The organism is Azospirillum sp. TSH58 (assembly GCF_003119115.1).
GTDB lineage: Bacteria > Pseudomonadota > Alphaproteobacteria > Azospirillales > Azospirillaceae > Azospirillum.
Map to the genome: position 1 here is coordinate 1,750,492 of NZ_CP022364.1, position 12,470 is coordinate 1,762,961.

Below are 12,470 nucleotides of genomic sequence, written 5' to 3' on the forward strand. Positions count from 1 at the left end.
ACCCCGACTAGTGTCCGCCCCGCAAGCCGCCCGCCCCTGGGGGAAGCGGCACGGGGTTGAACCATCGCGTTCCCCGGCAAAGGGGCAACCGGACCATCGGAGGGATCACCGTGAATTCCAAGAAGCTCGCCGTCACCGCCGCCGCGGTCGTCGCCATGACCGCCGCCTTCGCGGGTGCTGCGAACGCCCAGTCGCGCGACCAGATCCGCGCCGTCGGCTCCTCAACCGTGTTCCCGTTCACCACGGCGGTTGCCGAGGCCTTCGGCAAGGGCGGCAAGTTCAAGACCCCGGTCGTCGAGTCGACCGGCACCGGCGGCGGCCTGAAGCTGTTCTGCGCGGGCGTCGGCCCGCAGCACCCGGACGTGGCGAACGCCTCGCGCCGCATCAAGAAGTCCGAGGTCGAGCAGTGCGCCGCCAACGGCGTCGCCCAGATCACCGAGCTGAAGATCGGCTACGACGGCATCGCGCTCGCCTACTCCAAGCAGGCCCCGCACACCGACCTGACCACCCAGATCCTGTGGAAGGCCCTGGCCAAGGACGTGCCGGTGGACGGCAAGATGGTCGCCAACCCCTACAAGAAGTGGTCGGACATCGACCCGAAGCTCCCGAACAAGGAGATCGAGGTCCTCGGCCCGCCCCCGACGTCCGGCACCCGCGACAGCTTCAACGAGCTGGTGATGCTCGAAGGCTGCAAGAAGGTCGCCGAGGTGAAGACCATCGTCGCCGACGAGAAGGCCCGTGAAAAGGCCTGCATGACCATCCGCGAGGACGGCGGCTACGTCGAGGCCGGCGAGAACGACAACCTGATCGTCCAGAAGCTGACCGCCAACCCCGACGCCTTCGGCGTGTTCGGCTACAGCTTCTACGACCAGAACCGCGACAAGCTGCAGACCGCCAAGATGGACGGCGTCGAACTGTCGCCGGAAGCGGTCCAGGCCGGCAAGTACGAGCTGTCGCGCCCGCTGTACATCTACATCAAGAACGCCCATGCCGGCGTCATCCCCGGCATCCGCGAGCTGGTCGCCGAGTTCACCTCGGAGCGCGCGATGGGCGAGGACGGCTACCTGTCCGACAAGGGTCTGATCTCCCTGCCGAAGGCGGAGCGCGACGCCGCCCGCACCTCGGCGACCAACCTGACCCCGCTCCAGCTCTGACCGGCTGACGGAGCCGGCGGCTCTCCCCGGAGGGCCGCCGGTTTCCCGTTTGTGCCAGGAGCCAACTCTCAGCCCATTTCCGGCGGTTTCGCATGCAGCTCACGGTACTGCTCATCATTCTGGCCCTGCTCACAGTGATCGGTTACCAGATGGGCCGGTCGCGTGCCGTCGCCTCCGTCGGCGGCCGCATCGTCGAGCTTCATTCGGTGCCGTCCTACCACGGCTTCTACGTCGCCCTCTGGGCGGGGCTTCCGGCCCTGCTGCTCTTCGCCTTCTGGGGGGCGTCGGAAGGCTGGCTGGTCATGCAGATGGTCCTGTCCGGCCTGCCGGACCGGCTGGTCAACGGCGACGCCCAGTCGCTCGGCCTGCTGCGCGCCGACATCCTGAACCTCGCCCACGGCGTCGCCACGGGCCGCGAGCCCGACCCGGAGGTGGTCGCGGCGGCGGAGCGTTACCTGCGGCTGCACGCGCTCGGCGACTGGAGCCTTCTGGTCATCGGCTGCTGCATCGCCATCGGCGGCCTGCTCTACGCCCGCGGCCGGATCGACCCCGACCTGCGCGCCCGCAACCGGGTGGAGCGCACGGTCAACATCGCGCTGGTCATCTGCTCGCTGGTCGCCATCCTGACCACCATCGGCATCGTGCTGTCGCTTCTGTTCGAGGCGATCCGCTTCTTCGCGGTGGTCAACCCGCTGGACTTCCTGTTCGGGACGCATTGGAGCCCGCAGATGGCCATGCGCGCCGACCAGGTGGGCTCCAGCGGCTCCTTCGGCGCGATCCCGCTGTTCGCCGGCACGCTGCTGATCACCGGCATCGCCATGGCGGTGGCGGTTCCGGTCGGGCTGATGGCGGCCATCTTCATGTCGGAATACGCCAGTCCGGGCCTGCGCACCTGGCTGAAGCCGATCCTGGAGGTGCTGGCCGGCATCCCGACCGTGGTCTACGGCTTCTTCGCCGCCCTGACCATGGCGCCCTTCGTCCGCGACGTGGGCAACAGCCTGGGGCTGAGCGTCAGCTCCGAATCGGCGCTGGCCGCCGGCTTCGTGATGGGCGTGATGATCATCCCCTTCGTCAGCTCGCTGTCGGACGACGTCATCAACGCGGTGCCGCAGAGCTTGCGCGACGGCTCCTACGGGCTGGGCGCCACCAAGTCGGAGACGATCCGGCTGGTCGTGCTGCCCGCCGCCCTGCCGGGCATCGTCGCCGCCGTCATGCTGGCGGTCAGCCGCGCCATCGGCGAGACGATGATCGTCACCATGGCCGCCGGCCTCACCGCCAACCTGACCGCCAACCCGCTGGACGCGGTGACCACGGTGACGACGCAGATCGCCACGCTGCTGGTCGGCGACCAGGAGTTCGACAGCCCCAAGACGCTGTCGGCCTTCGGGCTGGGCCTCGTCCTGTTCGTCGTGACCCTCACCCTCAACATGGTCGCCCTCCGGGTGGTCCAGAAGTATCGAGAGAAATATGACTGACCTCGTGGAACAGGATACGCGGGCCATGTCGGTCGCCGTCACCAAGTCGCGCTACCAGAGCGAGGAGTTCTCCGCCCGCCTGCGCCGCCGCTACGCCGCGGAGCGCCGGTTCCGGATCGCCGGGATGCTCGCCGTCGGGATCGCCTCGCTGATGCTGGTGGTTCTGCTCGGCTCCATCGTCAGCAAGGGCTACACCGCCTTCTGGCAGGCGCAGATCCGGCTGGAGGTGACGCTGGACAAGCAGCAGGTCGAGGAGCGGAACTACACCGCCATCGTCCGGCAGGCGCTCTACGCCCAGGTCCCCGCGGCCACCGACCGCGCCACCCGCCGCTCGCTGAACGACCTGCTGTCCTCCGGCGCGCCGTACGAGCTGGAGGCGATGGTCAACGCCAACCCCTCCATCGTCGGCACCACGCAGACGGTCTGGGTCCGCGCCGACGACGAGATCGACCAGTTCATGAAGGGCTTCATCCGGCGCGACGTGCCGGAGAGCGAGCGCCGGCTGAACGATGTCAAGATCGCCGCCATCGACGCGCTGGTCGCCAACGGGTCGATCCGCAGCACCTTCAACACCACCCTGTTCACCGCCGGCGACAGCCGCGAGCCGGAACAGGCGGGCATCCTGGGGGCCGTCGTCGGCTCCGCCCTGACGCTGGTGGTGACCATGCTGCTGTCGGTGCCCATCGGCATCGCCGCCGCGGTCTATCTGGAGGAGTTCGCGCCGAAGAACCGCTGGACCGACCTGATCGAGGTCAACATCAACAACCTCGCCGCGGTGCCGTCGATCATCTTCGGCCTGCTCGGCCTGGCGGTGTTCCTCGGCTTCTTCGGGCTGCCGCGCTCCGCCCCGCTGGTCGGCGGTCTGGTGATGGCCCTGATGACCCTGCCGGTCATCATCATCGCCTCCCGCGTCGCCCTGAAGGCAGTGCCGCCGTCGATCCGCGAGGCCGCGCTGGGCGTCGGCGCCTCGCCGCTGCAGACGGTGACGCACCATGTCCTGCCGCTGGCCCTGCCGGGCATCCTGACCGGCACCATCATCGGCATGGCCCGCGCGCTGGGCGAGACGGCGCCGCTGCTGATGATCGGCATGGTCGCCTTCATCGTGGACATCCCCGGCGGCCTGACCGACAGCGCCACGGCCATCCCGGTGCAGATCTACATGTGGGCGGACAGCCCCGAGCGGGCCTTCACGGAGCGCACCTCCGCGGCGATCCTGATCCTGCTCGCCTTCCTCATCCTGATGAACGGCCTGGCCGTCTTCCTGCGCAAGAAATTCGAGAGGCGTTGGTAACCCCATGAGCGTCCAGACCCACATCCCGGCTACGGCCATGGCTTCGCGTCCCGCCGCCGGCATCCACGGCACCAAGATGGTCGCCCGCGACGTCAAGGTGTTCTACGGGGCCAAGCAGGCGCTCAAGGGCATCAACCTGGAGATCCAGGAAAACCGCGTGATGGCCCTGATCGGCCCGTCCGGCTGCGGCAAGTCGACGTTCCTGCGCTGCCTGAACCGCATGAACGACACCATCGAGAACTGCCGCGTCGAGGGGCTGATCGCGCTCGACGGCGAGGACGTCTACGGCAAGAACATCGACGCCGTGCAGCTCCGCGCCCGCGTCGGCATGGTCTTCCAGAAGCCGAACCCCTTCCCGAAGTCGATCTACGACAACATCGCCTACGGCCCGCGCATCCACGGCATCGCCAGCCACCGCGACGAGATGGACGAGATCGTCCAGACCTCGCTGCAGCGCGCCGGCCTGTGGAACGAGGTGAAGGACCGCCTGCGCGAGCCGGGCACCGGCCTGTCCGGCGGCCAGCAGCAGCGCCTGTGCATCGCCCGCGCCATCGCCGTCAGCCCCGAGGTGATCCTGATGGACGAGCCCTGCTCGGCGCTCGACCCCATCGCGACGGCCCACATCGAGGAGCTGATCGACGAGCTGCGCGAGAACTACACGATCGTCATCGTCACCCACAACATGCAGCAGGCGGCCCGCGTCTCCCAGAAGACCGCCTTCTTCCACCTGGGCGACATGGTGGAGTGCGACGACACCGAGGAAATCTTCACCAACCCGCGGGACGAGCGCACCCAGGGCTACATCACCGGCCGCTACGGCTGATCGCCGGCGTCTGATCCCCGGCATCTGACCCTCGGCATCGCCGCTCCTCCTCCATCAGCGAAGGACGTGAAGCATGAGCACCGAACACATCGTGCGCTCCTTCGCGCACGAACTTGAGCGCCTGTCCAACCTGATCACCCAGATGGGCGGCGTCGCCGAAGCGCAGGTGGACGCCGCCGTGAAGGCGGTGGCCCGCCGCGACGTCGCGCTGGCCGCCCAGGTCATGCAGGCGGACCGGCGCATCGACGCCTACGAGCGCGACATCGACGCCGAGGCCGTGCGCCTGCTCGCCCTGCGCCAGCCGCTGGCCCAGGACCTGCGCGAGATCGTGTCGGCGCTGAAGATCGCGTCGGACCTGGAGCGGATCGGCGACTACGCCTCCAACATCGCCAAGCGCTCGCTGGCGCTGGCCCAGGTGCCGGTGGTGCGCCCGGCGGTGGCCATCCCGCGCATGGGGCGGCTGGTCGAGTCGATCATGAAGGACGTGCTGGACGCCTACATCGAGCGCGACGTCCAGCGCGCCATCGCCGCCTGGGAGCGCGACGAGGAGCTGGATGACCTCTACACCAGCCTGTTCCGCGAGGTCCTGACCTACATGATGGAGGACCCGCGCAACATCACGCCCTGCACCCACCTGCTGTTCATGGCGAAGAACCTGGAGCGGATCGGCGACCACGCCACCAACATCGCCGAGACCATCCATTATCTGGTGGTCGGGACGACGCTGCGCGCCGCGCGTCCGAAGAACGACGGCAGCAGCTTCGCCGTGGTCGAGCCGGACGGTTCGGTCATGGATGCGGCCACGGAGGCTGTGGAACGGGGATTGCCGCGGGACGGCGGCCCGGATAACGATGGAGCGGGACATGCCGCGTGACGGCGAGACGCGCAGTGGGAGCGGGACAAGCATGAATTCGGCGCTGAAGCCGCTCGTCCTCATCGTCGAGGACGAAGCCGACATCGTGACGCTGCTGAAGTACAATCTGGAGAAGGAAGGCTTCCGCGTGAACGCCGCCACCGACGGCGAGGAAGCCCTTCTGCTGGCCGGCGAGCAGACGCCGAACATCGTCCTGCTCGACTGGATGCTGCCGCTGATGTCGGGGCTGGAGGTCTGCCGCCAGATGCGCCGCAACAGCAAGATGCGCGACATCCCGATCATCATGCTGACCGCCCGCGGCGAGGAGGCGGACCGCGTGCGCGGCCTGAATTCCGGTGCCGACGACTACATCACCAAGCCCTTCTCCCCGACCGAGCTGGTCGCCCGCATGCGCGCCGTCCTGCGCCGCTCGGCCCCCGGCATGACCGACGAGACGCTGCAGTTCGCCGACGTGACCATGGATCTGGCCGCCCACCGGGTGCGCCGGAACGGCCGTGACGTGCATCTGGGGCCGACCGAATTCCGCCTGCTGCGCCATTTCATGCAGCATCCCGGCCGCGTCTTCTCGCGCGAGCAGCTTCTCGACGTGGTGTGGGGCCACGACGTCTATGTCGAGCCGCGCACCGTGGACGTGCACATCCGCCGCCTGCGCAAGGCGATGAACGAGGAGACGGAGATGGACCTGATCCGCACCGTCCGTTCAGCGGGCTACGCGCTGGACAGCAAGTCCATCTGACCGTTTTCCGGCGGAAATCGGCGCAAACCGTGCCCCCACCCTAACCCTCCCCCGCTGCGCAGGGGAGGGGACTGCCGCCGTTTCGCGCCCATCTCCCTCCCCTGCGCAGCGGGGGAGGGCCGGGGTGGGGGCCCACGTGCCGGAGCTGTTCACCCCTCCAGCAGCCCCACCGCCTCCCGCAGTATGTCCACCTTCGGGCCGAAGCGCTTCGCCCGGTCGCTGTCTTCGATGAAGCCGATCATCACGCGCAGGGCGTGCGCCACCCGCGGGGCGAGATCGGGGTGCGCCGTCACGTGCTGCGCCAGATGGGCCAGCGCGTCCCGGTAGGGGTGGCCTTCGAAACCCTCCGCGGCGATCGCCTCGAAGCGGTTCGCGTATTCGATCACCAGGCTGTGGTCGTCGGTCATCGCGCTCACACGAACAGGATCGCGCCGGTCTTCGGCGCGTCGTTCAGGAAGGTGACGACTCCGCCGGTCTTCACCGGCACGTCGGGGCGCATCGGCACCCCGGCGGGCAGGCCGAGCGCGCGCAGCCCCATCTCGCAGGCCATGACCGTGACCTTGAGCATCACGCAGGCCTCCAGAAGCTCTTCGAACCCGGCCAATCCGTTGGCGGTGAAAAAGGCGTCGCGCTCCGCCGGAGAACCGCCGTCGTCGGCGGGGTCCAGCCGGTGCCAGCCCGGCGCGCCGTCCGCGTCTGCGGCGAGCAGCGTGTTCAGCGCCCGGCCGGTAAAGAACAGGGTGACCTTGCGGTTGGTCGCCGCCGCCGCGCTGGCCATCACCAGGGCGTAGTGAACCCGGTCGAAGCCGCCCGCGAACAGGACGATGGACAGGGACTCGGGACCTTCCATGGTTCAGGGCTCTCCGAGGCGCCGCTCAATGGGCGGACAGGTCGTGGATGGTCGGGTGGGCGCCGCACAGCGGGCAGTCCGGGTCGCGCCGCACCGTGATGCGCTGGAACGAGGCGTGCAGCGTGTCCAGCATCATCAGGCTGCCCGATAGGCCCTCGCCGATGCCCATGATCTCCTTCAGCACCTCGGTCGTCTGGAGCGAACCGACGAAGCCGGCCAGCGCCCCCAGCACGCCGCCCTCGGAGCAGGACGGCACCAGACCGCGCGGCGGCGGTTCCGGGAACAGGCAGCGGTAGCAGGGGTGCGGGTCGCCGAGATGGGCCTTGAAGGTGGACACCTGCCCGTCGAAGCGCAGGATCGCCGCCGACACCAGCGTCTTCTTCGCGAAGTAGCAGGCGTCGTTCAGCAGGAAACGCGTGGCGAAATTGTCCGACCCGTCGGCGACGATGTCGTAGCGCCCGATCAGGTCCAGCGCGTTGTCCCGGGTCAGCCGCGCCTTGTGCACCTCCACCGCCACGTCGGGGTTCAGCGCGCGGATGCGGGCGGCGGCGCTCTCCACCTTCGGGACGCCGAGCGACGATTCGTCGTGGATCACCTGCCGCTGCAGGTTGGACAGGTCCACCGTGTCGTCGTCGATGACGCCGATCGTGCCCACCCCCGCCGCGGCGAGGTAGAGCAGCAGCGGCGCGCCCAGCCCGCCGGCCCCGACGACCAGGACGCGGGCGCGCAGAAGCGCCTCCTGCCCGACGCCGCCGACCTCCGGCAGGATGATGTGGCGGGAATAGCGGTGAAGCTGGGTGTCGGTGAAATCCATGATCCGCAGAATAGCGCGGAACGCCCCGTGCCGCGCAAGTCCCCTCGCTCAGGACCTCGCCGCGGCGGGCGGCGTCAGGCGAGCAGGCTCATCTTGTAGGGGGTGGTCTTCGCCTTGCTGGACGACTTGTTCGCGTCCTCCGCCGCCCACTGCTTCAGCCGGGCCTCGCGCTCCCGCATGATCTTGTCGAACGGGCGTTCCTCGGTCGATTCGGGCGCCTTGGCGACCTTCTGGATGAAGTTCAGCTGGTAGGGGATCTCGCCGATCACGTTCTTCGGCGGGACGATCACCAGCTCGTACTGGCCGGGCTCGATCTTGAAGCTGGGCTTCTTCAGCATGTCCTCGCCCGACTTCGTCGGGTCCATCGTGTCGCCGGAGGCCACGACCTTGCCCTCCTTGCTCATGACGGCCCAGCGCGTGTAGGGCAGGGACATGTTGCCGACGAACTCGCCGCCCTGGGCGACGGTCAGCGAATGCTTCTGGACGCCGCTGTCGTTGCCGACGACGGCGCGGGCGATGCCCTTCATCTGGGCGCCGTTCCCCACCATCATGACGCTCTGGCGTTCGGTGATGTCCAGCGTGTACTCGCGCTCGTTCACCCCGCGCACGGCCTGGGAGATGACCGCGGTGTAGGTGCCGGGGCCGAGCTTCGCGCTGGTCTGCGCCGCCTCGTTCTTCGCCTTCGCCTCGGCGACGACCTTGTTGTTCTGGTCGACGATCTTGATGTTGGTGTTGATGTCGGCGATCTTGAAATTGAATTCGCCGGTCTTCGACACCGTGAACTGGCGGTAGTCGGTGGACGCGAGGTTGGAGTCCAATTCGTTGGTGATGCCGCGGAACTGGAACCAGTTCATCGTCGAGGCATTCGGAATCGCGACGCCCATGGTGGCCTCCCCCGCTGGTCCTGTGCCGTCAGCTCCGCATCGTCGGGCGGCCGCGCCGCAAGCCGGGCCGTCGCCTGAAACGGCGGAGCCGCGCCGGCTGAAACTCCCGGCGCCGACAGGTTAGATTACTAAAATCCAATCTTTTTGTCAAAGCGCCGACCGGTGCGATCGTCGCGCAAAAAGACCGGACGGATCCCACTCTACAGCAGGATGCGCGACGGCGCAATATTCGCCGCCCGGTTGCGCAAGAAAGTGCGCCGGACATCCCTCTCCCACACCCGTGACGAATGTGGGAGAGGGGAGGCCGGTTTACTCCAGCCCTTCGAACAGAGCGGTGGAGAGATAGCGCTCGGCGAAGGACGGCAGGATCACGACGATCAGCTTGCCCTCGTTCTCCGGACGGGAGCCGATCTCCAGCGCCGCGGCCAGCGCGGCACCCGAGGAGATGCCGACCGGGATGCCTTCCAGCTTCGCCACCTTGCGGGCCGTCTCGAAGGCGCGCTGGTTGGAGATGCGGACGACCTCGTCGATCAGGTCCTTCTTCAGGACGTCCGGCACGAAACCGGCGCCGATGCCCTGGATCTTGTGCGGGCCGGGCATGCCGCCGGACAGGACGGGGCTGTCCTCCGGCTCCACCGCGATGGTGCGGAAGCCGGGCTTGCGGGCCTTCAGGACCTCCGACACGCCGGTCAGCGTGCCGCCGGTGCCGACGCCGGAGATCAGGAAGTCGGCCTTGCCGTCGGTGTCCTTCCAGATCTCCTCCGCCGTGGTGTTGCGGTGGATCTCCGGGTTGGCAGCGTTCTTGAACTGCTGGAGCATGTAGGCGTTCGGATCGGTGGCGACGATCTCGTCGGCCCGGCGGATGGCGCCCTTCATGCCTTCCGCGGCCGGCGTCAGCACCAGTTCGGCGCCCAGCAGCTTCAGCATCTTGCGGCGCTCGACCGACATGCTTTCCGGCATGGTCAGGATCAGGCGGTAGCCCTTGGCGGCGGCGACGAAGGCCAGCGCGATGCCGGTGTTGCCCGACGTCGGCTCGACCAGGGTGGTGCGGCCCGGTTCGATGGTGCCGGCGCGTTCCGCGGCGTCGATCATCGCGAAGCCGATGCGGTCCTTCACGCTGGCCAGCGGGTTGAAGAACTCCAGCTTGCCGACGATCTGGGCCTTGGCGCCGGCGTCATCGGCCAGCCGCTGGACGCGCACCAGCGGCGTGGCGCCGACGGTGTCGAGAATGCTGTCGTAGATCTTACCGCGAAACTCGGAACCCGGCATTTTTCACTCCTCCGGTATGTGGTATTTTCCCACTTTCTACAGCATGTGTAGAATTTAACCGTTTTCCGGGTGGGATCAAATCGTAAAATCGATGCGGTCTTCGGTCTCGCTCTCCACGCCGGCGGTGCGGGCGCGCAGGCAGAGATCCTCGATGGTGATGTCGTCGAGCTTCTTCATGCATTCCTCCTGAAGCTCGTTCCACAGCGGGCGGACCACCTTGTGCCCCAGGATGGAGCCGGCCGGCTCCTCGATGGGGTCGGTCGCGGTCTCCATGGAGCGGACGACCTTCACGATCTCGCCCAGCGTGATCCGCCGGCGCTCGCGGGCCAGCCGGTAGCCGCCGCGCGGCCCGCGCACGCCGGCAAGGACGCCGTCGCGGACGAGCTGCTGAAGGACCTGCTCCAGATAGCGCTTGGGGATGCCCTGGCGGCGGGTGATCTCGCCGGACTGCACGGGTTCGGTGCCGGCGTTGTAGGCGATGTCCAGCACCGCCTCGATCGCGAACATCAGCTTCTTGGAAATGCGGAGCATCAGTGCGACTCCTGCGCGGGGGAGGACGTGGCGAACTGGCCGGTGGAGCCGAAGCCCCCGGTGCCGCGGGCGCTGTCGGGCAGGGCGGCCGACTCGGCCCAGGCGGCGCGCTCGTAGCGGGCGATCACCAGCTGGGCGATGCGCTGCCCGCGCTCCACCGTGAAGGGCTGGTCGCCGTGGTTGATCAGGATCACCCCGACCTCGCCGCGGTAATCGGCGTCGATGGTGCCCGGGCTGTTCAGCACCGTGACCCCGTGCTTCAGCGCCAGGCCGGAGCGCGGCCGCACCTGCGCCTCGTACCCGTCGGGCAGGGCGAAGGCGACGCCCGTGGGGATCAGCGCGCGGCGGCCCGGCTCCAGGACGACCGGCTCGGCCAGCGCGGCCAGCAGGTCCATGCCCGCCGCGTGTTCCGTCGCGTAGGCCGGCAGGTCCAGCCCCGCGGCGTGGGCGAGCCGGACGATGGGAACGGGAATGGCGGATGCCGTTGCGCTCACGGAATGGTCTCCTGGGGGGCGGGGGTGGGGGGCGGGTTGAAATGCCGGGCGATGGCCTCGGCCAGGCGGGCGGCCACGGCGTCCTTGCCCATGGTGGGCCAGTCCTCCGTGCCGTCGGCGCGGATCAGATGGACGGTGTTGTCGGCCCCGCCGAAGGTCGTGGTGCCAGGCGACACGTCGTTGGCGACGATCCAGTCGCAGCCCTTGCGCGCGCGCTTGGCGGTCGCGTAGTCCACCACGTTGCCGGTCTCCGCGGCGAAGCCGACGACCAGCGCCGGGCGGCGCGGTCCGGGCTGGGACAGGGTCGCCAGGATGTCGGGATTCTCGGTCAGGGTCAGGCTCGGCGGGCCGCCGCCGTCCTTCTTCAGCTTGCGGTCCGATTCGCCGGCCACGCGCCAGTCGGCGACGGCGGCGGCGCAGACCGCGATGTCGGCGGGCAGGGCCGACTCGCAGGCCGCCAGCATCTCCCGCGCCGTCTCGATGGGGCGCACGGTGCAGCCAAGCGGTTCGGGCAGGCCGGTCGGGCCGGTGACCAGCGTCACCTCGGCGCCCAGCCGCCGCAACGCCGCGGCGATGGCGTGGCCCTGCTTGCCGGAGGAACGGTTGGCGATGAAGCGCACCGGGTCGATGGGCTCCACCGTCGGGCCGCTGGTGACCAGGGCGCGCTTGCCGGCCAGCGGCCTGGGCGCGTCCAGCTCCTCGAAATGGGTGGCGATGGCCTGGACGATCTCCATCGGCTCGGCCATGCGCCCGAACCCGTACTCGCCGCAGGCCATCTCGCCCTTGTTCGGGCCGACCCGGCGGACGCCGCGCTTCTCCAGGAGCGCGAGGTTGTCGCGGGTCGCCGGATGCTCCCACATGCGGACGTTCATCGCCGGGGCGACGAGCACCGGCTTGTCGGTGGCCAGCAGCACGGTGGCGGCCAGGTCGTCGGCCATGCCGGCGGCCATGCGGGCCAGCAGGTTGGCGGTGGCCGGGGCGACGACCAGCAGGTCGGCGTCGCGCGACAGCTGGATGTGCCCCATCTCCGATTCGTCGGTCAGGGACCACAAATCCTGGTAGACGGTGTCCTCGGTCAGCGCCTGCACGGACAGGGGGGTGACGAACTGCGCCCCCGCCCGGGTCAGGACCGCGCGCACGCGCACGCCCCGCTCCTTCAGGCGGCGGATCAGCTCCAGGCTCTTGTAGGCCGCGATGCCGCCCGCGATGACGAGCAGGATGCGCTTGCCGGACAGCACGGATGTTTCGGCCACGGGGGTCCGCCGCTCCTTGCTA

At 68.8% G+C, this 12,470-nt stretch carries 14 protein-coding genes; 6 read left to right on the forward strand and 8 right to left on the reverse strand.

Annotated elements, in window-relative coordinates:
• The first annotated feature begins 110 nt into the window (after positions 1-110).
• The 6 genes from TSH58p_RS11790 to phoB all read left to right on the forward strand — a co-directional run bounded on the left by TSH58p_RS11790 (position 111) and on the right by phoB (position 6,353).
• A complete protein-coding gene (locus tag TSH58p_RS11790; RefSeq protein ID WP_094301490.1) occupies positions 111-1,154 on the forward strand; it encodes a PstS family phosphate ABC transporter substrate-binding protein in 1,044 nt (347 codons plus the stop codon).
• A gap of 92 nt (positions 1,155-1,246) precedes the next feature.
• Positions 1,247-2,629: a phosphate ABC transporter permease subunit PstC gene (gene pstC, locus TSH58p_RS11795; RefSeq protein ID WP_109069286.1), complete on the forward strand. Its 1,383-nt coding sequence runs from the start codon at positions 1,247-1,249 to the stop codon at positions 2,627-2,629.
• A complete protein-coding gene (gene pstA / locus TSH58p_RS11800) occupies positions 2,622-3,920 on the forward strand; it encodes a phosphate ABC transporter permease PstA (RefSeq protein ID WP_199230085.1) in 1,299 nt (432 codons plus the stop codon). The genes pstC and pstA overlap by 8 nt, the downstream gene beginning before the upstream one ends.
• 37 nt (positions 3,921-3,957) lie before the next feature.
• Positions 3,958-4,743, forward strand: coding sequence for a phosphate ABC transporter ATP-binding protein PstB (gene pstB / locus TSH58p_RS11805; RefSeq protein ID WP_174444024.1), 786 nt, complete (start codon positions 3,958-3,960; stop codon positions 4,741-4,743).
• A 73-nt stretch (positions 4,744-4,816) separates the two neighbouring features.
• Positions 4,817-5,617, forward strand: coding sequence for a phosphate signaling complex protein PhoU (phoU, locus tag TSH58p_RS11810; protein ID WP_109069289.1), 801 nt, complete (start codon positions 4,817-4,819; stop codon positions 5,615-5,617).
• A gap of 31 nt (positions 5,618-5,648) precedes the next feature.
• Positions 5,649-6,353, forward strand: coding sequence for a phosphate regulon transcriptional regulator PhoB (gene phoB, locus TSH58p_RS11815; RefSeq protein WP_014238776.1), 705 nt, complete (start codon positions 5,649-5,651; stop codon positions 6,351-6,353).
• Positions 6,354-6,502: 149 nt separating this feature from the next.
• Here the strand turns inward: phoB and TSH58p_RS11820 are convergent, their stop codons facing one another.
• From TSH58p_RS11820 to coaBC, 8 genes are all read right to left on the reverse strand, one after another.
• Entirely contained in the window at positions 6,503-6,760 is a 258-nt protein-coding gene (locus TSH58p_RS11820) for a hypothetical protein (RefSeq protein ID WP_109069290.1), read from the reverse strand.
• Between the two features lie 5 nt (positions 6,761-6,765).
• Positions 6,766-7,203 carry a DsrE family protein gene (locus TSH58p_RS11825; RefSeq protein WP_109069291.1) on the reverse strand — a complete coding sequence of 146 codons (438 nt, stop codon included), beginning with the start codon at positions 7,201-7,203 and terminating at the stop codon, positions 6,766-6,768.
• A gap of 25 nt (positions 7,204-7,228) precedes the next feature.
• Complete coding sequence (locus tag TSH58p_RS11830) at positions 7,229-8,017, reverse strand: molybdopterin-synthase adenylyltransferase MoeB (protein ID WP_109069292.1); 789 nt, start codon at positions 8,015-8,017, stop codon at positions 7,229-7,231.
• 74 nt (positions 8,018-8,091) lie between these two features.
• Positions 8,092-8,901, reverse strand: coding sequence for a hypothetical protein (locus tag TSH58p_RS11835; protein ID WP_109069293.1), 810 nt, complete (start codon positions 8,899-8,901; stop codon positions 8,092-8,094).
• A gap of 309 nt (positions 8,902-9,210) precedes the next feature.
• A complete protein-coding gene (gene cysK / locus TSH58p_RS11840; protein WP_109069294.1) occupies positions 9,211-10,170 on the reverse strand; it encodes a cysteine synthase A in 960 nt (319 codons plus the stop codon).
• A gap of 75 nt (positions 10,171-10,245) precedes the next feature.
• On the reverse strand, positions 10,246-10,701 hold the full coding sequence (locus TSH58p_RS11845; protein ID WP_014238770.1) for an Rrf2 family transcriptional regulator: 456 nt from the start codon (positions 10,699-10,701) through the stop codon (positions 10,246-10,248).
• The gene (gene dut, locus TSH58p_RS11850; protein ID WP_109069295.1) at positions 10,701-11,195 is read right to left on the reverse strand and encodes a dUTP diphosphatase; all 495 of its coding nucleotides are present in this window, start codon (positions 11,193-11,195) and stop codon (positions 10,701-10,703) included. The genes TSH58p_RS11845 and dut overlap by 1 nt, the downstream gene beginning before the upstream one ends.
• The gene (coaBC, locus tag TSH58p_RS11855; protein WP_109469225.1) at positions 11,192-12,448 is read right to left on the reverse strand and encodes a bifunctional phosphopantothenoylcysteine decarboxylase/phosphopantothenate--cysteine ligase CoaBC; all 1,257 of its coding nucleotides are present in this window, start codon (positions 12,446-12,448) and stop codon (positions 11,192-11,194) included. Before coaBC ends, dut begins: the two co-directional genes overlap by 4 nt.
• Between the last annotated feature and the right edge of the window lie 22 nt (positions 12,449-12,470).